The 19,752-nt window shown below is 34.6% G+C and carries 20 protein-coding genes, 1 pseudogene and 1 other annotated feature; of the genes and pseudogenes, 16 read left to right on the top strand and 5 right to left on the bottom strand.

Translation table 11 applies throughout. The features are described 5' to 3' along the window. Window positions 1–271: 271 nt before the first annotated feature. Entirely contained in the window at window positions 272–1,936 is a 1,665-nt protein-coding gene (locus JFL43_RS16225; RefSeq protein ID WP_200749850.1) for a ribonuclease J, read from the bottom strand. Window positions 1,937–2,242: 306 nt separating this feature from the next. Beyond that, window positions 2,243–2,507: a binding site (T-box leader), on the top strand. Between the two features lie 60 nt (window positions 2,508–2,567). Here JFL43_RS16225 and JFL43_RS16220 point away from each other — a divergent pair. From JFL43_RS16220 to JFL43_RS16195, 6 genes are all read left to right on the top strand, one after another. Continuing rightward, entirely contained in the window at window positions 2,568–3,761 is a 1,194-nt protein-coding gene (locus tag JFL43_RS16220; RefSeq protein ID WP_200749849.1) for an MFS transporter, read from the top strand. 288 nt (window positions 3,762–4,049) lie between these two features. Beyond that, on the top strand, window positions 4,050–4,841 hold the full coding sequence (locus tag JFL43_RS16215; protein WP_200749848.1) for a DUF6612 family protein: 792 nt from the start codon (window positions 4,050–4,052) through the stop codon (window positions 4,839–4,841). 267 nt (window positions 4,842–5,108) lie between these two features. Beyond that, a complete protein-coding gene (locus tag JFL43_RS16210; RefSeq protein ID WP_200749847.1) occupies window positions 5,109–5,513 on the top strand; it encodes an NUDIX hydrolase in 405 nt (134 codons plus the stop codon). Window position 5,514: 1 nt separating this feature from the next. Then, entirely contained in the window at window positions 5,515–5,841 is a 327-nt protein-coding gene (locus JFL43_RS16205; RefSeq protein WP_325166700.1) for an HTH domain-containing protein, read from the top strand. A gap of 18 nt (window positions 5,842–5,859) precedes the next feature. Beyond that, complete coding sequence (locus JFL43_RS16200) at window positions 5,860–6,300, top strand: ASCH domain-containing protein (RefSeq protein ID WP_200749845.1); 441 nt, start codon at window positions 5,860–5,862, stop codon at window positions 6,298–6,300. Between the two features lie 476 nt (window positions 6,301–6,776). After that, window positions 6,777–7,610: a DUF6612 family protein gene (locus tag JFL43_RS16195; protein WP_200749844.1), complete on the top strand. Its 834-nt coding sequence runs from the start codon at window positions 6,777–6,779 to the stop codon at window positions 7,608–7,610. Between the two features lie 156 nt (window positions 7,611–7,766). Here the strand turns inward: JFL43_RS16195 and JFL43_RS16190 are convergent, their stop codons facing one another. Further along, entirely contained in the window at window positions 7,767–8,150 is a 384-nt protein-coding gene (locus tag JFL43_RS16190; RefSeq protein WP_325166696.1) for an NUDIX hydrolase, read from the bottom strand. 648 nt (window positions 8,151–8,798) lie between these two features. On the opposite strand from JFL43_RS16190, the gene JFL43_RS16185 reads away from it, so the two are divergent. From JFL43_RS16185 to JFL43_RS16170, 4 genes are read left to right on the top strand one after another with little or no spacing between them, the layout of a single operon-like run. Then, window positions 8,799–9,242 carry a GNAT family N-acetyltransferase gene (locus JFL43_RS16185; RefSeq protein WP_200749843.1) on the top strand — a complete coding sequence of 148 codons (444 nt, stop codon included), beginning with the start codon at window positions 8,799–8,801 and terminating at the stop codon, window positions 9,240–9,242. Window positions 9,243–9,279: 37 nt separating this feature from the next. Beyond that, window positions 9,280–9,822, top strand: coding sequence for a DJ-1/PfpI family protein (locus JFL43_RS16180; protein WP_200749842.1), 543 nt, complete (start codon window positions 9,280–9,282; stop codon window positions 9,820–9,822). A gap of 60 nt (window positions 9,823–9,882) precedes the next feature. Next, window positions 9,883–10,893, top strand: a complete 1,011-nt coding sequence (locus JFL43_RS16175) for a phosphotransferase family protein (protein WP_200749841.1) — start codon at window positions 9,883–9,885, stop codon at window positions 10,891–10,893. A gap of 39 nt (window positions 10,894–10,932) precedes the next feature. Continuing rightward, window positions 10,933–11,127, top strand: a complete 195-nt coding sequence (locus JFL43_RS16170; RefSeq protein WP_200749840.1) for a hypothetical protein — start codon at window positions 10,933–10,935, stop codon at window positions 11,125–11,127. 136 nt (window positions 11,128–11,263) lie between these two features. On the opposite strand, the gene JFL43_RS16165 is transcribed toward JFL43_RS16170, so the two are convergent. After that, entirely contained in the window at window positions 11,264–11,869 is a 606-nt protein-coding gene (locus JFL43_RS16165; RefSeq protein WP_200749839.1) for a hypothetical protein, read from the bottom strand. Window positions 11,870–12,293: 424 nt separating this feature from the next. On the opposite strand from JFL43_RS16165, the gene JFL43_RS16160 reads away from it, so the two are divergent. The 6 genes and pseudogenes from JFL43_RS16160 to JFL43_RS16135 all read left to right on the top strand — a co-directional run. Then, window positions 12,294–12,455, top strand: coding sequence for a hypothetical protein (locus JFL43_RS16160; protein ID WP_200749838.1), 162 nt, complete (start codon window positions 12,294–12,296; stop codon window positions 12,453–12,455). Between the two features lie 94 nt (window positions 12,456–12,549). Continuing rightward, window positions 12,550–12,861 carry a phosphopantetheine-binding protein gene (locus JFL43_RS16155; protein WP_325166699.1) on the top strand — a complete coding sequence of 104 codons (312 nt, stop codon included), beginning with the start codon at window positions 12,550–12,552 and terminating at the stop codon, window positions 12,859–12,861. 100 nt (window positions 12,862–12,961) lie between these two features. Beyond that, window positions 12,962–13,186 carry a hypothetical protein gene (locus tag JFL43_RS16150; protein ID WP_200749836.1) on the top strand — a complete coding sequence of 75 codons (225 nt, stop codon included), beginning with the start codon at window positions 12,962–12,964 and terminating at the stop codon, window positions 13,184–13,186. A 16-nt stretch (window positions 13,187–13,202) separates the two neighbouring features. Continuing rightward, a complete protein-coding gene (locus JFL43_RS16145) occupies window positions 13,203–15,488 on the top strand; it encodes an ABC transporter permease (RefSeq protein ID WP_200749835.1) in 2,286 nt (761 codons plus the stop codon). 13 nt (window positions 15,489–15,501) lie between these two features. After that, window positions 15,502–16,158, top strand: a complete 657-nt coding sequence (locus JFL43_RS16140) for an ABC transporter ATP-binding protein (protein WP_100796583.1) — start codon at window positions 15,502–15,504, stop codon at window positions 16,156–16,158. Between the two features lie 481 nt (window positions 16,159–16,639). Next, window positions 16,640–16,792, top strand: a pseudogene (locus JFL43_RS16135) (IS4 family transposase); the annotation flags it as partial. Window positions 16,793–16,991: 199 nt separating this feature from the next. Here JFL43_RS16135 and JFL43_RS16130 read toward each other — a convergent pair. Both JFL43_RS16130 and JFL43_RS16125 read right to left on the bottom strand, forming a co-directional pair. Continuing rightward, window positions 16,992–17,636 carry a hypothetical protein gene (locus JFL43_RS16130; RefSeq protein ID WP_200749834.1) on the bottom strand — a complete coding sequence of 215 codons (645 nt, stop codon included), beginning with the start codon at window positions 17,634–17,636 and terminating at the stop codon, window positions 16,992–16,994. A gap of 67 nt (window positions 17,637–17,703) precedes the next feature. Further along, window positions 17,704–19,080 (bottom strand): alkaline phosphatase, encoded by a 1,377-nt coding sequence (locus JFL43_RS16125; RefSeq protein ID WP_200749833.1) that lies wholly within the window; start codon window positions 19,078–19,080, stop codon window positions 17,704–17,706. Window positions 19,081–19,752: the final 672 nt, after the last annotated feature.

Raw genomic sequence — 19,752 nt, 5'->3', positions numbered from 1 at the left:
AAAAAAATACATCTTTTACCAACCTGCGCCGTTAGGACATAAGTATTGTTCTTCATTATTATCATTTAACACAAGGGTCATCCTGAATAATATAAAATTAAAGGATAAGATATTTAGAATTTGCGAATTGAGAGGAAGTATTACTAAAAAAAAGCCTATTAACATTGATCTATCAACATTTACAGGCTTATTGAAAAATGCTGCCGACATATCTCGAACCAGCGCCTCCCACCTTGTCAAGAAAATCACGTTTTAAGTAAATACTTTCCGCTTAAATTTCAATAATAACAGGCAAAATCATCGGCTTTCTTTTTGTCTGAGCATTTAAATACTGACCTACTGATTTTTTTATCTTTTTCTTCATTTTATTAATACTACCATCCAAAGATTCATTAACGGTTGTTTTAACGATATCGTTTATATTTCTTAGTAGCTCCTCGGAATCTTTTGCGTAGACAAATCCGCGGGAAATTGTGTTAGGTTCAGTTACGAGTGTTCCTTCTGTTTTAATAATCGTTACAACAATGACGAGCATGCCGTCCTCAGATAGTTGTTTTCGATCTCGCAATACAATGTCCTCGACTTCACCTATACCGATTCCATCAACGTAAGTATCACCAGACGAAATTTTTCGAGTCTGACGAGCTAGTGAATTTTCAATATCCACGACATCCCCATTTTTAATGATGAAGGTGTTCTTTTCCTCAACACCAACGGACTCAGCTAACAAACGGTGTAGGTATAACATTCTATATTCTCCGTGAATGGGAATAAAATATTTTGGTTTCATTAAGGTTAACATTAGTTTTAAATCCTCTTGATAGCCGTGTCCTGAAACATGCATCCCCGTTTTACTTGCAGATCCATAAATAACTTTGGCTCCCAATTGAAATAAGTTATCTACAATACGTGTTACATCTTTTTCATTCCCGGGAATAGGGGATGCAGCAAACATAACTGTATCTTTAGGTAAAATTTTTACCTCCCGATGACTGGAACTTGATAAGCGAGAAAGGGCAGCTAGTGGTTCTCCTTGACTGCCTGTACATAAAATTACAACTTCTTCAGGAGGTAAATACTTTACGTCGCGTGCCTCGATTAGCAAGCCATCTGGTATATCTAAATACCCGCGTTCTAAAGCAACAGATACAACATTCAGCATACTACGACCAAGCAGAGCAAGCTTTCGATTTGTCTTTAAGGTTGCATGAACTATTTGCTGAATACGATTTACATTTGAAGCAAATGTGGAAATAATGATTTTACGCTTAGCTTTCATAAAGGCTGATTCAATATGTTCGCCTACCAATTGCTCAGACGGTGTAGAGCCAGGACGTTCTGCATTTGTACTCTCAGATATGAGGAGTAATACCCCTTGTGTACCAATTTCGCTCATTTTATGAATATCAGAATATTGATCGTTCATTGGCGTTAAATCGAATTTAAAGTCCCCAGTATGAACGACTTTTCCTTCTGGTGTGTCAAAAACAATGCCTAGGCAATCTGGAATACTATGGCTTGTTCTAAAAAAGCTCACTGCAATTTCGCCAAAGTCTAACTTTGAATCTGAGTTGATTTCTACCAAATCTGTAGTCCTTAAAAGTTTATGTTCCTTTAATTTCAGTGAAATTAAACCGAGAGTAAAACGGCTAGCATAAATAGGAACATTTAATTTTTGTAAGAAGTACGGAATTCCTCCAATATGGTCTTCATGCCCATGTGTCACCACTAAAGCCCTGATTTTCTCTTTATTTTCTTGCAAATAATTGATATCGGGGATAATCAAATCAATGCCCAATAAGCTTTCATCAGGGAATTTAGCACCACAGTCGACGATCACAATATCATTTGAATATTGAATAACATACATGTTTTTACCTATTTCATTAATGCCACCCAAGGCGAAAATAGATAATGTTTTTTCATTTAAAGTCAATATAATTTCCTCCTACTCGACTACTTCTAATTCTTATTGCTGTGCAATATAGGCTGCTATTGTTACAAGTTTTGGTTGCATTCTTTAGTATTGCTTTTGAGTCTTTGTTCTATACGAAATCACCTCTAATAGGAGTTTCTATTAGAAGGACTATGAGATTTAAATATGCTTTTATCCTTGAACTAACAGAAATATTAAATAAGCTGAGTCACTGTTACATGATTTGCTAGTAAATCAAATTGAAGAATACCACTTTTATTTTATTTCAGAATATTGACTCTTTTCAATTGCATATGCTAAACTCATAAAAATACATTGAAGAGAAGAGTAAATAAGGTTGTTCTTTCCAGAGAGCTCGGATAGGTGAAAGCGAGCAAGAACGAATTATTGAAACAAGTCTCGGAGTAGCACATAGGATTTCTTTTGAATGATGATGTGACGGGAGCTCCCGTTATAGAGATACGGTATACACAATACATTAGTTATTGTCGTACTGAAAAAGGCGATTATGGCGACATAATGGCAAACTGGGGTGGCACCACGATTAGGTATTCTCAATCTCGTCCCCAAGACAATTGTCTTGGGGGTGGGATTTTTTTATGCAATTTTATAAAAAAGGAGAATAAATCGTATGGGGAACCGGAAAAAGTGTGCACTTTTGTTAAGTAGTATTGCCATTTCAAATTTGGGTGAGTGGGTATATTTCATTGCGTTAAATCTGATTGTCTTAGAGTTAACACATTCACCAATGGCGGTGAGTATTCTATATATTTTGTCGCCAATTGCCAACATAGTAGTGAGTTTTTGGGCTGGTAGTTGGATAGATAGATTAAATCAAAAGAGGGTGATGATCTTCTTAGATATCTTTAGAGGGGGATGTGTACTGTTATTAGCGTTTAGTACATCATTAGTCGTTATCTATGTATTTTCATTTTTTATTTACATGGCAAATGCCATATTTAGACCAACATCCCTAGTTTATATGACAAAATTGGTACCAGAAACGAACCGTCAACGATTTAACGCGTTGAAAAATTTCGTACAATCATGTGGTTTTTTAATGGGGCCTTCTATAGCGGGAATTCTATTTATGATTGGCACACCCGAATTGGCTATTAGAATTAACGCCATTGCATTATTCTTCTCTGCATTTATTTTATTCTTTTTGCCACATTTGGAAAGACAAAATGAAGCGGTTGAAAAAATAACTTGGCAAGTCATTAAAAAAGATTGGCATCGTATTTATCATTTTGCTAAATCTGCAAAATTTCTAACAATCATCTATGCATTGTTTAGTGGTGTAACGTTATTAATGTCAGCAATAGATTCATTAGAAGCCGCTTTTGCCACAATTGTTCTAGGTTTAAGCAATAGTCAATATGGTTTTTTGGTTAGTATTGCAGGACTTGGTATTGTGATAGGGGCTATTTTGAATACGATATTCAGTGAAAATCTGCGGCTTGGGCAATTGATGAGTGTGGGCGCTATCTTTACAGCAGTTGGATATATCATATATGCGACTTCTTTTCACTTTGTTGGCGCAGCAATCGGGTTCTTTCTATTAACTTTTGCATTTTCATTTGCAAATACAGGATTTTTAACATTCATACAAGAAGAGATTCCAAATGAAATAATGGGTAGATTTATCAGTCTATTCAGTATCTTCGAATCGATAGGTATTATCTTGTTTACACTAATCCTTGGACTCGGTGCTCAACTAATCTCTATACAGCTCACAGTCCTTATGGGTTCTTTTATTCTTCTCGGCATAAGTTTTGTCATTTTATATTGTATAATCGTAAAATCTAAAATTAGTAACAATTGAATTCACAATGAGTCACCTACTTATAATAGGCGGTCATAGTTGTATAACTGTGACCGCTTTGTTTATTACGTAAGGATGTTTGAGGAAATACGAGGTGGTTTGTTGCAGTTGCAAAAGACCAGAATCTAAATTAACTTCCATAGTTAAATTGGCCTAAATAATGAATCACTATCAATTTTTTAATATTTTTAAATGGATTAATTGTATAATGAAGTTAATAGGTATATTTAGGTTAAAATATTAAATATAGGATATTGATAGGCGGTTATATGATTAGGGGGCGTATCGATGAAAAAATGGATATTACCATTTGTGTTGGTATTAGTAGTATTGCTAAGCGCTTGTAGTGAAGATCTGTCATCAAAAGAACTATATGAAAAAACATCGAAGCAACTAGAATCTGTGAAAAGTTATTCTGTAACAGGAAGCTATAATCGGAAATTAAATAATATATTAGGAAAAGATGAAGTTGGAATGAGTGGTAAAAGTAAGCTGAAGATGGATGTTACCCTTAAGCCATATAACACTTATGCTCTGACAAAATCTGAAATAATACACACTAGTTCTCAGACTGAGCATATTGAGATGGAGAGCTATTTGACTGATCAAGGCAGCTATCTGAAATTATCTCCAGAAGAGCCATGGAATAAAATAGACTCAGAACAAATTAAGATGACGTTGAATTTTTACCAAATACCAGAGAATCCAATTGAACAATTTAATAAATTAAGTAAGTTTAAAGACAGCTTTTCAGTTACAGCAGATGAGCATCAATATGTCTTAACGTTGGATGCCAAAGGAGAAGATTTTAAGAAGTATTTGCAGTCAAATCTTAAAACAAAATTTTCGTTTATAAAAAATGCAAAAGGACTCTCTACAACTGAATGGAAAATTAATGATGCAAAGTACATTTTCTATATTAATAAAGATACTTATAACATCGAGCGTATTAAAACTTTATTAGATGTTGAAATGGACTTTAAAAAAGAGGCGATGAAGGTCAATATAAATACCAATGAAAAAATTACGAACATCAATAAAATAGACAGCATTATTGTTCCGGATGAAGTAAAGCGATAAAGGTTCTCTCCACAGCGGAAATCTGTAATCGATGTATAGAGTCATTTTTAACTTTACAATATAGATAAAGAGGAAAAATAAAGTATTATTGATGATATTTTCTTTGTATAAAAATGTAATTATTTAGAAAACATAACATGATTACGATGTGTGTTTAAATGAAAAGGAGCATGCAAATACGAAGTTAATCATATTCGAAGATACCGATCACTTGATCATGTTAGATGATCAGATCAGGTTTATTGAAGCAATAAAAAGGGGGATATAATGACTATGAAGTTTATTATGACTTCAGGAGCTGTTGTCGTTAATAAAGAAAATAAAATACTGCTAAAAAGAGATCCTAAAAGAGGTTGGGAATTACCAGGGGGTCAAGTGGAACAAAATGAAACGATTAAAGAGACTGTAATAAGAGAAGTGAAAGAGGAGACAGGCATAGATATCGAACTGATTAAGTTTTGCGGAATATCTCAAGAAAAAAATAGGGATATCTGCAATTTTTGGTGGTTAGGAACTCCTATAAGTTCTAAATTTTGCACTAGCTCAGAAAGTTTAGAAGTTGGATTCTTCGATGTTAAAGAGGCTTTAATACTTATAAAAAATGAAGACTTTAAAGAAGAACTTTTACATTGCTTAAGCCACGAAGGAGAGCCATTCTTTCTATCTTTTTAGAATAACAAATGGTTTTAATAAAATAAACAATATAATGCATCAAAAGGAAAATTGTATGACAGAAGATGAAAGAGAAAGAATAGCGTATAAATTACCTATGTTGAATTATGGATTTGCAGAGATTAAGCCGAAAGAAAGAGCTCAATTAATCTTAAATGATAAGTTGATAGAAGAATATAAATTATCTACTAGCAATATAGCTAAAATTATAAATGTAGAAGAAAAAGATTTATTAGATTTTATGAAAAATATACCAGTAAAAAAAGACTTTGAGTTGGAGATATGTGTAAATGTTATAATGCTTAGTTTTATATTAAATCAACAATAAATACAGGAGGTTTTAAAAATGAATATAGCAGCACAAACCTATTGGAACGAATATTGGGGAAATCGGGATAGTCCTTCTTCAGTAAGTGCTTGGATGTTCGGTGATACCTCAGATAGACTTGCCGAGCAGGTAATTACAGGGGTTAAAACAGCGACATGTTCAGGACATGTTTTCTATGAACTAGAAAATAAGCCACTACCTATGATTGATGAATACGGCATTATTCTGAATAGCGAAGAACAACCTGTTGCGATTATTAAGACAGTTAAAGTTTCACTAATACCTTTTAATGAGGTGACTAAAGAATTTGCAATTGCTGAAGGTGATGGTACATATCAAAATTGGAAAGATATTCACGTAAACTACTTCAGTTCTGAATTACATAAATATGGACTTGGATTTTCAGAAGATATGCTTCTTGTATGTGAAAAGTTTATGCTAATTGATATAAAAAAGTAGATGGAAATTATCGTGTTTTGCATTAGCATGTCCAATTTATTTAGCATTAATGACCTTGTTAGTTTGAAGTCCCTATAAAGTAGTGATTTGTATTTTCCATTCCTATGCCAGATATTTAATATAGATTACAGGTGTGTTGATTAGGTAAATATTAGGTTGTTAATTACCATTAACATAGTTATTTTATGTTCAATACTTAAGTATGTTACTACATTTTTAGTTGATTGTAGCGGCTCGGTGCTTGCCTGCGGAAAGCGAGCATCCCATAGCGGAAATCAACCTACTACTTTAATAGTAATGGTTAAAATTGGTTAATAAACACGCCTGTATAGATTATATAGATTATATAGATTTCAAAAAAAAGTGAAACTTATTATCATGATACTCGTATTATATTATTAATGGATAGATTTATTGGTTTTTCCATTATAGGTAATTATTAATGTCTATTCAAAGTTAAAAGGTGGGGTTAGTTAATGAAAAAATGGTTTTTGCCAATCGTATTGCTTCTAGTTGCGGCTGTACTTGGCGCATGTGGTGCAAATGAAAAAGTTGGCGATTCGGATATAACAGCGAAGGAGCTTTATGAGAAAACGTTAAAACAACAAGAGTCTCTGAAAAGCTATTCTGCAAAAGGTATTATTAAGCAAAATATGATGTTCAAAGACGGCGAGGAAGAAATGTCGATTGATGTATCGAGCGATATGAAGATGGATGTTATTGCAGACCCTCTTAGTTCTTATTTTACATCTACAACTAAGATGCAAAATGAAGGTATGGAAGATGTAGAGGATATTAAAATGGAAGGCTATTTGACAGATTCAGGATTCTATATGAAGGAATCAACTATGGATCAGTGGATGAAGATGTCAAAAGATCAATATGACCTTGTTTTAGGTTCTTATAAAGAGCAATCCGATCCTTCAGAGCAGCTGAAAAAGCTTAGTGAATTTGTAGAAGACTTCAAAATTGATACTGAAGGTGACAAATATGTCTTAACGCTAAAAGCTGAAGGTGAGAAATTTACAAAATTCATCAAATCTGAAATGGAAGCTCAACTTTCTCAGTTAACACAAAGTGAACAACCGACAATTGATAAAATGGCATTTGATGATGTTCAGTACGTTATCTATATTAACAAAGACAACTACAATATCGATCGTATGAAAACAATTATGAATATGACGATGAAAGTAGATGGCAACGAAATGAAAATGAAAGCAAACACAGACTTGAACATTAGCAATTTCAACAGTGTCAAACCAATTACCGTTCCTAAAGAAGTAACAGAAAAAGCACAAGAAATGTAATATGAACCGGTCATAGCGGATAAGCTATGACCGGTTTTTTAAAACTATAAACCATTTCTATACAGTCCTATTTAACTTTAATTCAAATTCTGTTTTAGCAACATGATCCATATAATTTATATTCCCAATAAAGTTCAAAAAGGCTTCATAACGAGTTCAAATAGCTGGTGCTTTAATCAGTTCCAGCACTTTATCTTTTGCAACCCAGCAACTATGAGACGTTCCCTCTGAAATACCCAATTCTCCACCAACTGGTCTGCAAATATAATCTAGTTTTAACTTTGTAGGAACATCAGTTATACCATCGTACCATTTATGAATTCTTGTATTTGAATATACGCCAATTAAGCTAGATATAGTAATGCCGATTCCGCTATCTTCTTTTACTTCTTTAATTAAAGCATCCATTAGATTCTCTCCAACTTCGACTTGCCCACCAGGAAAAATCCATCCACCATGATGTGTCTTTTCTAAAAAAATATTGCCATCTTCATCCTCCACGATACCACCTACAGCAACAATATGTGTTGGCATTACCATTCTTTTTTTACCCCCAAACATAATGGAAATTAATCTTATTCCACGCATAATTATTGATTATATATGAAATATAAGTACATTTATTCATCGTGCTAAATGTTTTTAAAAATAGAACTTTATGGTAAAATCAGTGTTAGCAAAATGACAGTTTGGATCTATTCTTTTACGTATAGGGGAGGGAATCTATTTGAGTAAATATCTGTATTCAATCCTAGGTTTTCTGACGGGAATCTTTTTTCTACCTTTATTATTAGGATGGCTTAGTTTCCCTTCCATTTCGGATGTATTCGTCCATGTATTTGGTGAACCCAAAGTAGGGCACAGAATTGTCGTGGTTTTATTAAGTGTCTTATTATTTGTTTTTACAGTTCGAAGGTTTAAAAGAAAATACGTCAAATCGTCATAATGTCTATAAAGTAACTCACCATCTTATATTCATGTACTAGATGGTGAATTAAGTTTTAATTATAGGCCCAGTTATTATCAAAGTTCAGCCATATTTTATGTTCCAATTCCAATTTACTCACTATCAAATTGGTTAAAATTTAAAATTTATGTTAGGAATAAATTGTGATGGACTAATATCTTATTAATTTAGAAATAGCGTTATAAATTAATGAATATTTGAAAAAGTAGAGGTGTACAAAGATGAATTATCAAATAGAAGTTTCACTAGATAAAAACGAGGAATTCTCGACTTTTTTAAGCACGAAGATAATGGAGTTTAATAATGAACACTCCATTCACCATAGAGAGGTAAGAAAAGTAGGTTCTAGGCACCCCATCAATATTATTGTAACGAATGAGCAGCAACAATGGGTTGGTGGTATATCGGCAGAAGTATATTGGAATTGGGTTGAAATAAATGATTTTTGGTTTGGTGAAGAATTTAGAGGTAAAGGTCTAGGGAGTGAATTACTAAATAAAACGGAAAAGTTGGCGATTGAAAAGGGTGCTGAAAAAGCATTATTAACGACTTATGACTTTCAAGCGCGTTCTTTTTATGAGTTAAAAGGGTATGAAGTTGTAGGAGAAATCAAGGATTATCCACCTGGTAGTAGCTATTTTACAATGGTGAAAAAACTAATATAGGAATTTCAGAATCATAAAGAATGGAGACGTTTTACAGGTGAAGAAAACGGCGGTTTTATTATATCCGCAATTTAGTGAGTATGAATTGACGACGGCTTTATCCATATTAATGCAGGGTGGAAAGCCAATATCTGTGATTGCACTAACGAAAGAAGGCGTAAGCGGTGAGGCAGGGCTAACATGTATTGCTGATGAAACGATAGATCAAGTTAACTATCAAGACTTTGATAGCCTTTTACTAACTGGATGTATGGATATTGTAAGTGTAGTTGAAAACGAAAGGTATATTGAATTTATTCAAAAGATAGTTAACCAAGAAAACTTTGTTATCGCTAGTATTTCTAGTTCTCCGATGTTACTGGCAAAAGCGGGCTTGCTAAAGGGGAAAAAATACACAGTTGGATTGCTAGAAAAAGATAGAGAACAATCCGGTTTCTTTAATGATGTAGACTATGTAGAGGATTTAGTTGTGCAAGATGGCAATATCATAACGGCTAGGGGTTCTGGCTTTATACAGTGGGGAGCACTATTTGGCAAAGCACTTAATATCGAATTTGAAGAGGCATGGTATAAAGATTAGATTGAATCATTTTATGATGAACGCAAACTAATAATCGTATTTACTATATGGAGGACATGAATGACGACAAAAATAATATTTGCATCCAATAAATTAGGCGATATTACGAATGAGCAATTACAGCAAATGCTCGATCAATTTGACTTTGGAAAACTCATTTCCGCGGAAAGAACTGCTAATGGGGCAATGGGGCAGACGATGTTCGTTCATTCTTCAAAAGGAGAATATGTATTGAAAGGCAATCCACTATTTCCCGGGCAATTCGAAGAGGAACAGTATTTTGTACATAATATAACTAATCGTAGCAACGTATCTGTTCCCACCCCGTATAACATTGAGCAGTCGAAAGCTCTTTTTGGCTGGAGTTATGCGATCATGCCGCGTTTAAAAGGAAAGCATTTAAATGATCAAGTAATAGTGGAGAACTTAACAAAAGAAGATAGACTACAGATTGCTGGAGTAATGGCTGATACATTATTACAATTACATAGTTGGAGAGTTAAAGAGAGCGGTGAGTTTGATGCGAAAACGCAAAGCTTACGTCCATTTGAAGGGAACTATACAAACTGGTTATATAACAGAATCCGATTTTGGGTGGAAGATGCCAAAAAGTATTCAGAAATAACACCAAATGATATTGCTTGGATTGACAATGTATTACTACAAGCGAATGATTCATTTGATAAATTTGATATACCTACATTTGTAATGGGAGATTTTAAGCCCGGCAATTTTTTGCTTAGTAATAGAGAATCGGGTTGGGAGATAAGTGGTGTATTTGATTTTACAAATGCCTATTTTGGAGATCCTTTGGCTGATTTGATTAAGATATTAACGATTTACATCGATCAGAACGAACTAGATGTAGCAAATCATTTCCTATCGATTTATTTAGGTGATTGTTATGAAAAAGGACATATTATTCAGCGATTAAAAGTACATATGCTGCAGCAACGAATCCTAGATTGGGGCTGTGCAAAGGCTATCGGCGCAGTGACTTGGGATGATCAAAAGTCATTTTCAGCTTGGGTTGAACTGTATACGAAAACGATAGAAGATTTAATCGATTAGTGGATAAAATAGAAATATACAGAAAGGGGAAGGCAAATAATGTTTGGAAATAATAAAGCACTTAGCTGTAGTAGCTGCAACAAACAGTTGGGTGAAGGGGATCGAATACACGTTTCTTTAACTTTACCTTCTGAAAGAATGATGCCAGTTGGCGTATTAAATAAGGTATTACAAAAGCATGCAAATACAGTGTATTGTGAAAAATGTAATAGCAAACTTATTAAAATAGATTAAAAATAACTATTGTTGGTTTGAAATAAAGTTTGATAAAAAAATCCTACAAGGCTTGATTTTACTGCATATAAAAAACTCTTGTTTGAAAAAAGATTGATCAAAACGAGAGCTTTTCAATATTTAATGAAATGGATTTTTATAAAAAAGTTTGAGCAAAATAAATGAAAAGCCCGCTACCGCAATTCTTTGTATCAGCATTTCTTTTAAAGCTAAACTGACACATCAATGAAACTGCTAGATGTACTGGTATTACTTTCATTATTTTGGCTCGCTGCATTAAATGAGCGCCACGATTCAATATAAATCGCATCAAAAATTCACTTTCACGAAGATGTTCTGCTCTTGTGCCAATCGCATGCCAACCGTAATGCGGCGAATAGGTAGAATTAATATTCCCCCGCGCATCCATTACCTCTAAATAGCTCACATTTCCACGTTGCATGAATGGTAATTGTCTTAATGCTTGTACTATCGAGCCTTTACGGTCAGGCGAAACTACAGATACGAAGTTGTTCTTTAGTGTCATATAGGAAGGGTTTTTATGACCACCACACTTGCCATTCTCAAAATCTTTTTTAGCCTGTGCGATAATCGCCTCCTTATATTTTTCCTCACTCATCGCTGGGGCTGATTTTGTCGGCATCGCACTTATTCCTGAAAAACTTGGCATTGAAATAGGCGTTGATTTATTTTCAACACCTAACAATTTTAGTGCATCACTATTGATTTTTGGAAAGCGCATTTTAGTACCTCCCCTCTATAAATGTTGATATATCCATATTAGATAGTTATTAGAACTAGTAATTTAAAAGGGTTTCTGTAAAAACTAATCGTAATAACAGAAGCTACTTTTCTTATTAAATAAAATAACAGTTAATTGATAAAATTATATATTTTTACAATAAATATATTTTATATATTAGGTGAATAGCCTGTGTTTTTAGTTGTAGTTTGATTTCATTTTATAGAATGCTCACTATACTTGTGAATTAGATGCCATCCTAACGTTATAAAAACTTTCAAACACTACTTTAAAACAAAAATAATCTCTTACAGACGCTATGTCCGAATAGGCTATGTTTTATCAAACATTAATATAAATCCACTAGTGTTGTATGATTTATCGGAATTTTTAGTTTTTATATTTCCTATTTTGAGCCAAGAAAGTGGCCAATCTGCAGAATTTTGTGCAAAAAGGTGATAAAGTAGCAATTGTTGCCGATAAGAGTTTAGTGACGATTTTATCCATTCACCGTACTGTCTACATAGAAGCAGTTTATGTACCAGTAGATCCAGCTCACCGATGGAACGTCAAAGACTCATTTTGAATGATGTACGAGCACATGTGAAAATCGAAAAAGGTGAAATCGTTACTATATGAGTAGAAAAAGAACAGCCTATCTTACATGAGGATCCAATTTAATACCAATTGGTAGGTATGATGATTTTTTTACACTTGGCGGTCATTCCCTAAAAGCGATGCAAGTAGCAAATAGAGTAGAGGAACAATTGAATATCCATATTAGCTTACGTGATTTGTTCACCCACGTTCAAGTAGCTAGTTTAGCAGCATATTTGGAGAGCCAAGTGTCTAACGAATTGCCTTTGATTGAAAAAGTAGAGCCACAAGCGTTCGATCCACTTTCTTCTGCGCAAAAACGGTTAGATTTGATCCAGAATATGCAGTCATCAGCGACGATTACATATAATATGCCGTTGTATTTAGCTTATTAGGCGAGCTCTATAAAAAGAGCCCTTGGTGCAGAATGTAGTCAATTGATTGACACATTTTCAGCTAGACATCATATATATGAATGACAAAAAGATGATGAAGATGTTGAAAAAACTGCCGATTATAAATGTAAATACTTTGTTAGATGCCAAATTTACTGATGCATTTGAAGAACGAACTGAGAATACTGAAGCGTTTGGGGATACAATCGGTAGTATTCAATTGCAATTACGTAAAGAAGTTGTCAAGGTAGTTGCAACAACCTATAAGAATACAGAAACGCAAGTTGCAGAAGAAATTGAAAAAATATTATTTAAAAATCAGTAGCAAAGAAAGGATATATATGAAGATATATCAACAATTTTTAAAGTCTTATTACCGCCTTCATAAGATGCAATTTTTAGGTCCTTTGTTTACCTTGACGATTATTTGTGCCATCTTATTTGGAAGTATCAGCGCAAATGAACTCATTGCTAAACAGACAGAATCCCATTTCTATGACCAATATGGAGAAGTCACCCAAATCGTTCGTCTGCAGCACGATCAATTCCGTAGTGAGGACGACTTTGTAAAGGACTGGACTGGGAAAAATAAGACGACCTATTTACAAAGCAATGGTGTACATGAAAAGAATAACAAAGTGAACTTTGTCAATTTTTACGGGGTCGATCAAGCCTTTTACAAAGTATTTCCTTTTGACCAAGTGTATGAGCTAAAGGGAAATGACGCTGTGGTATCCGCTTCTTTTGCGAAAGCGCATAAGCTCAAAAAGGGAGATATGATTACCATAAAAACATACAGCACGCCCTTTGACTATCAGGTAGCGGCGATTGCTGATGGTGATTTTTTTGCCAAAGAGGATGGGCAAGGTGCCAATATTTTAGTCAGCAAAGAACAATTTCGAAAGAACTTTCAATTACCCGAAAAAGATGTCACGACATTGGCGGGTACTGATTTGAAAGTGCAAAAACATAAAAACGTTTATCAAACTGAAAACGTCAGAGAAAACGTTTCGGCCATCGGACAGATGCAGATGATCCAATTCGTGGTGATGATCATCGATGCGGTAATTCTGTTAGTGTCTACCTATATTTTGTTCGGATTTTATCGAATGGCTTTCGTTGGAAAGTTACACTATCTATCAATCCTAAACATTATCGGTATACAGAAACGTCGCCTGACAGCATTGATGTGGCTAGAAAATATCGTTTTGATGACAATCATCTACAGCATCTTAGCAATCGTGAGTGTCTGCCTGTTGCCATTGGGATGGATCTATTATGTGGCAGTCTACGGCATATTACTAGCGACGATTGTGATTGCAAACGGCTTTATTACGAGCCTCTTCCGTAAAACCGACGTATTAGCATATATTTTAGGACGAGAGCAAGTGAAAATTAAACAAGGATGGGTACCATTCTTTGTACTATTACTTGTACTTGTGGCGGCATGTGTTGTTAAGCCCACCATTTATACCTTTGTCCTAGTGGGCATTAGTCTATTGTTCGGTGTTTTTTGGATGTTGGGAAATGCTAAGCAAAGTTCTGTGCAACTCATCAAACATTTAAACCGTGAAAGAATCGTCAATGAGATGAAAGCCATCCTAATGCTGGCCATTATTTCACTATTACTGATTTACGCTGCGATTACGGGTGTTCAGCACTTTATTACTGGTGTTTATAGTAATTGGAAATTCGATCAACAAATTACCGTAAATGAAGAAAAAACAGTAGAGATTCAGACCTACTTAGCGGTAAATAATGTGGAACAAGCAGAATTTTTGTGGAAAAATTATTCGCTTGAGCCATTGGATGTGAAGCATAAAGGTGAAAAACTATCGATTGATGATTTGATTGGCATAAATGATCAAGATGATTTGAAAGGGTTCAATATCAAGGGCAATATCGATATGAAATTGCTTCAAGCAGGAAATAATGTCTATCTGAATGAGAAGTATAAAAAATATCACTTATTAGATGAAGTGCAGATGGATGGAAAACGATTCGAAATCGTAGGCTACTTTGATAGCAGTATGAATGCGACAGATCATGTGGCGATTGTAAGTGAGGAAAGCTTCCGCAAGTTGGACGACACAAAAATCAGTCAGTTTTATATAAAAAATGATGAGCTGATTTTAAATAAATTATACGGTGAATTTGGAGATGACATTTTAGGAACGATGGATGCTAGGCAACAAAGCCTAGATAATACTAGTTTCGCACAAAATCTCCAAAGTGTTTTAATGATATTTATTCTATTTATCGCATTGATCAGTATTTTATCCTTATTGAATAGTTTCTTTATCTTGCGAGATAAACAGCAGAAACTCTTTGCGATTTTAGGCGCAGCGGGACTTAGTAAAAAGAAATTAATGTCGCTAAACTTCTGGCAGATCTTTGCTTTAGGGGGACAAGGCCTATTGATCGCAGAAGTGATCCTTATTTTGGTCTTACGATTCTTTGAATGGTTTATTCAAACCGTAATCGGGCAGAATATTCCTCTGGTTGTTACTTATGAAATGCAGCTACAGGCAATCGGCGTATATCTCTTTGTGTTGATTGTTGTTTGGCTGGCAAGTCGTCGTAATTTGAAAAAAATGAATATCCTACAAACAATACGTGAAAGGTAAGCGGGTAAAAACTATGCTTAAAATCGAAAATGTTACAAAAACAGTAAAGAGTGGTCAAACAACTCAAAACATCTTATCGAATGTATCATTAGAAATCCAACAAGGTGATTTCGTCTCTATTTTGGGACCAAGTGGTGCAGGAAAGTCAACATTATTATATTGTTTGAGCGGTCTATCGAGTATTACCGAGGGAAAGATTTTGATAGCAGAAAAGCCCATCCATACATTGAAAGAAGAGGCACTTGCAAAATTTCGCTTTGAAAATCTAGGCATTATTTTTCAAGATTTTCATCTGATCCCAATGTTGACAGTGAAAGAAAATATTATTTTCGTGGCACAGATGTATAAAAAATATCAAGATGACACTTATTTAAAGGAGCTGCTCGATATTGTTGGCTTGACGGATAAGGCAGATACGCCGGTTGCGAATCTTTCCGGTGGGCAGCGGCAGCGTGTTGCGATTGCTCGTGCTCTCTTCATGAAACCAAATATTCTTTTCGCAGATGAGCCTACGGGTAATTTGGATAGTCATACAGCGGAAGTCATTACTTCTTTATTGGAAAAGGTCAATCGAGACCTTGGTACGACCGTTGTACAGGTGACTCACGCAGAAGAATTAGCAAAACGTTCTGGGCGTATTATTCGGATGAAAGACGGAGAAATCGTCTGATTTATGCAATTTTTTTTAGGCGGTTTTAAATGAATTCTCGCAACGCCATGATTTTGAACTTGGTCAGTTTTTCTATGTAAAATAGCGTCGTAATGAGTTAATTAAGCAGCTTAAGGAGATTTCCTCAAGCTGCTTTTTTGTACTGCTTTACAATTTATCAAGTTATGATGTCTAAAGCTGAAAATTTTTAGTAGCAAAAGGAAATTCATTTGATTGCTTTAACTTTGTTAATGGTGTCTTTGATAGAGTCGTTAGAATAAGCTATATGAGTAGAAGATTAACTCACATTACGCACTTCTCTTAACTTGAAGAGTAGGATTTTTTTCAGTTGGATGTGGAATCTATTCAGAACCCGTAAAAAGAAGTGATGTATTTCATGAACATCCAAATTGAAGCAATCTGCCAAGCCACTTATTTAAATATAATTAGCACCATCATGAAAGAGCTAAAGTTACCAGAACTTTCAAATCGATCAAGCAACATCTCAACCATTGTATTTTATTTAAATGTTCTAGTGCAAATTGAAACCAAGAGCAAACGAAAAATCCTGCAAATTAGCCGATATTTAAGGTCTGCTTTATGGAAACCGACCTACATCTGGCTTCGGAAGATCGAAGGCAAAGCCGTTCCGTAAACCGCTAACTGTCGTTGTCGAACAATTATAATTGTAAATAAAAACCAAATGGATGGAGCCACCATTATTGAAGTGTTCACTTTTTTGGCTCTAAACCCTAAGTATAAAAAAACTGAATTTTCCGTCTTTATTTATGCAACGCTAGTGAGGTCTTGATAATATATAAAACTAAATGTTTCTTTTAATACATGAATAATTTTCAAAACTCAATTCGAAACTTCTGTGCATCGGCTATTTTCTTCTCATCCTTATCAAATACATCGCTTGTTGTAATTTCAATCCATTCCAAGTCGTCTTTGCTATCAACGATAAATCCTAAATTACCTCTCTTAGTTGTTTTTTTCTCCATTTCACCATTCAGATTCTCTAAGTATATATCTTGCTCCCAGCTTAATTTTTCACCGGTATTTGTTTCGATTATTGCGATTGGTGCGAAGTTTAATTTCTCATTTGAGTTATTTTTAATTTCCACAAAGATCTTCACAAAGTCGAACTCTTCATTATGTGTAAGGCCATGAAAATAGTCGGTCATACTGTAATCAGGGAATAGGTGGATGAGCTTTGTGTCTTTTACTGTTAATTGTATGGAGCCAATCCCAGTTGATTGTTCTGTCAGATTTATTTTCTGTAATGTTGCTTCACCTTTTCCATCTTTGACTGATTGGCCAACTGTGAGCAACGTACCATCATCTGGTACTTGCGGGTTAACTGCGTAAGCATCTAAATAACTGCTATCGACTTGTTCCGCTTTAGCAGAGGAGCCGGTGCTAAAATCATTGTTGGAGCAACCGCATAAAATAATCATGAACATTGAGATACATACTAAACTGATTAATTTCTTCATTATTAGACCTCCACTATAAAGAAGAAAGGGCTAACGCCAGGAGTGTCAGCCCTTTCTCACAACTATTTTATTTGTCTTTGATGACTGTTTTCTTGTTGTTTAAAATGTTAAAGATGATCTTAGCGTTATCTGTGTTGTCAATTTGACCAGCGAATTTGCTTGAAGATGGACCGTATGCGTAAACGGGGACGTCTTCACCTGTATGGCCACCAGTTGTCCAACCTGTGTTTGTGCGTGTGTCAAAGATTTTCTCGATGGCATTGTCGATATCAATTTCTTTTTTAGCTGTAGCATCTTTAACAGATTGAATTTCTTCAGTTGTTAGATTGAGTTTAATGTACTCTTTTAATGTTTTTTCAACATCAGCGCCATTAGCGATTTTTTTAGCGATATAATCTGGTGTACGTTTTGCTGCTTTGATTGGCTCACCAAACCAGTTATAAGTATCATTCGCGCCGATTGTGAAACCTCCAGTTGAGTGGTCGGCTGTGGCAACGACTAAAGTGTGCTTGTCTTTTTTAGCAAAATCGATCGCTGCTTTAAATGCTTTTTCAAAGTCTTCCATTTCGCTCATTGCAGAAACGATGTCGTTATCATGTCCAGCCCAATCGATTTGGCTACCTTCGATCATTAGGAAGAAGCCCTTTTTGTTTTGTTTTAAACGGTCAATAGCAGAGTTTGTCATGTCTGCAAGAGAAGGTGTTTCAGCGCTGCGGTCAATCATTTTATCCAAACCACCAGTTGCGAATAAGCCAAGTACTTGTTTGTTTTTATTTTTTTGTAATTCTTTTTTCGTTGTCACATAGCTAAAGCCGTCTTTTTTAAATTCTTTCACAAGGTCGCGGTCTTTACGAATAAATAATGAAGTTCCGCCGCCTAATAGGACATCCACTTTGTGCTTGCCATTAATGAGTTCATCATAATAATCATCCGCAATGCCGTTCATATTTTTTCGGCTTGGATCATGAGCGCCAAATGCTGCCGGAGTAGCATGTGTAATTTCAGATGTTGCAACAAGTCCAGTTGATTTACCCACTTTCTTTGCTGTTTCTAAAACAGTTGTCACTTCAGATTCATCGTTATCAACGGCAATAGCATTATTGTATGTTTTTACGCCAGCGGACATCGCAGTTGCTGCAGATGCCGAATCGGTCACATTCTCTTTCGTGTCTTCTGGATAGGTCATTTGCTGACCAACAAGATATTTATCAAATTCTGTACGACCGACGAATTTCGAGTTTGGACTATTCTTCAAATAGCGATATGCCGAAGTGTACGAAGTGCCCATGCCATCCCCAATTAGGAAGATAATATTTTTGATTTCGGGGTCTTTTTGTGCTGCAGTTTTTGCATGCGCTTCAGTAAATGGTACACCAAGACTACTAATAGCTAGTGTAGATACAGCAGCAAACGCAAGCAATTTCTTCTTTAAATTCTTGTTCATTAATAAAATTCCTCCCAGACTTTGGTATAACTAAAATATACAGGAACAGTTTTATAGAAGTGTTATCGCCATGTAAGAGAATTGTAAATCTTTTTGTTGAATTATGATTAGTGTTCTCGAAAAAACAATAATTATTTAACTGTGGATTGAATAATCTATAAATACATTTTCAATAGGTAAACAAAACGGAAATATACTTTACAGAGAATATTTTTTAGACAATTTTAATGATAAATGAAACGAAAATAGGGAAAAACGGTATAATTGTAAGAGGGAGAAGACTTCAATAATTGAAGGTGAAAATATCGATGCAATTCCTTCTAGGTGTTATTTTAAGTAGTTTTTTTGTTTTTAGGTATATTAGGATGGAAGAAAGGTAGAGTAGATTTTTAGCTGGTTATAACAAAAAAACGATAAAAATGAAAAGAAACTAGCAGAAAATATAAGGCTTATAATATTGCCATTTGGGATAGAATGTGCGATATTCAATGATATCTATGGTGGAAGTTCTATAATGGTAAAATCAGACACAGACTCTATCTAAATATGCGAATACATATAAAAGGTTAAGTTATAGTTACCCACTTTATTCATAGAAAACGATAAAAAAGCGAGAAATCCTTATTAGACTATGGAACTCTCGCTTTTTTATTTTCACCTTTTAAGTGAAAA

This window comes from Viridibacillus soli (genome assembly GCF_016612995.1).
Taxonomy (GTDB): Bacteria; Bacillota; Bacilli; order Bacillales_A; family Planococcaceae; genus Viridibacillus; species Viridibacillus soli.
The sequence above is the reverse complement of the archived record's forward strand: the minus strand, read 5'-3'. Positions and strand labels throughout refer to the sequence as shown.

What these genes read in the sequence shown, in the direction of transcription:
- JFL43_RS16220 (WP_200749849.1), top strand. Translation starts at nt 2,568, where the DNA reads ATGGGGAACCGGAAAAAGTGTGCACTTTTGTTAAGTAGTATTGCCATT.
- JFL43_RS16215 (WP_200749848.1), top strand. Translation starts at nt 4,050, where the DNA reads ATGAAAAAATGGATATTACCATTTGTGTTGGTATTAGTAGTATTGCTA.
- JFL43_RS16210 (WP_200749847.1), top strand. Translation starts at nt 5,109, where the DNA reads ATGACTATGAAGTTTATTATGACTTCAGGAGCTGTTGTCGTTAATAAA.
- JFL43_RS16200 (WP_200749845.1), top strand. Translation starts at nt 5,860, where the DNA reads ATGAATATAGCAGCACAAACCTATTGGAACGAATATTGGGGAAATCGG.
- JFL43_RS16195 (WP_200749844.1), top strand. Translation starts at nt 6,777, where the DNA reads ATGAAAAAATGGTTTTTGCCAATCGTATTGCTTCTAGTTGCGGCTGTA.
- JFL43_RS16190 (WP_325166696.1), bottom strand. Translation starts at nt 8,150, where the DNA reads ATGGTAATGCCAACACATATTGTTGCTGTAGGTGGTATCGTGGAGGAT.
- JFL43_RS16185 (WP_200749843.1), top strand. Translation starts at nt 8,799, where the DNA reads ATGAATTATCAAATAGAAGTTTCACTAGATAAAAACGAGGAATTCTCG.
- JFL43_RS16175 (WP_200749841.1), top strand. Translation starts at nt 9,883, where the DNA reads ATGACGACAAAAATAATATTTGCATCCAATAAATTAGGCGATATTACG.
- JFL43_RS16170 (WP_200749840.1), top strand. Translation starts at nt 10,933, where the DNA reads ATGTTTGGAAATAATAAAGCACTTAGCTGTAGTAGCTGCAACAAACAG.
- JFL43_RS16165 (WP_200749839.1), bottom strand. Translation starts at nt 11,869, where the DNA reads ATGCGCTTTCCAAAAATCAATAGTGATGCACTAAAATTGTTAGGTGTT.
- JFL43_RS16150 (WP_200749836.1), top strand. Translation starts at nt 12,962, where the DNA reads ATGTTGAAAAAACTGCCGATTATAAATGTAAATACTTTGTTAGATGCC.
- JFL43_RS16145 (WP_200749835.1), top strand. Translation starts at nt 13,203, where the DNA reads ATGAAGATATATCAACAATTTTTAAAGTCTTATTACCGCCTTCATAAG.
- JFL43_RS16140 (WP_100796583.1), top strand. Translation starts at nt 15,502, where the DNA reads ATGCTTAAAATCGAAAATGTTACAAAAACAGTAAAGAGTGGTCAAACA.
- JFL43_RS16130 (WP_200749834.1), bottom strand. Translation starts at nt 17,636, where the DNA reads ATGAAGAAATTAATCAGTTTAGTATGTATCTCAATGTTCATGATTATT.
- JFL43_RS16125 (WP_200749833.1), bottom strand. Translation starts at nt 19,080, where the DNA reads ATGAACAAGAATTTAAAGAAGAAATTGCTTGCGTTTGCTGCTGTATCT.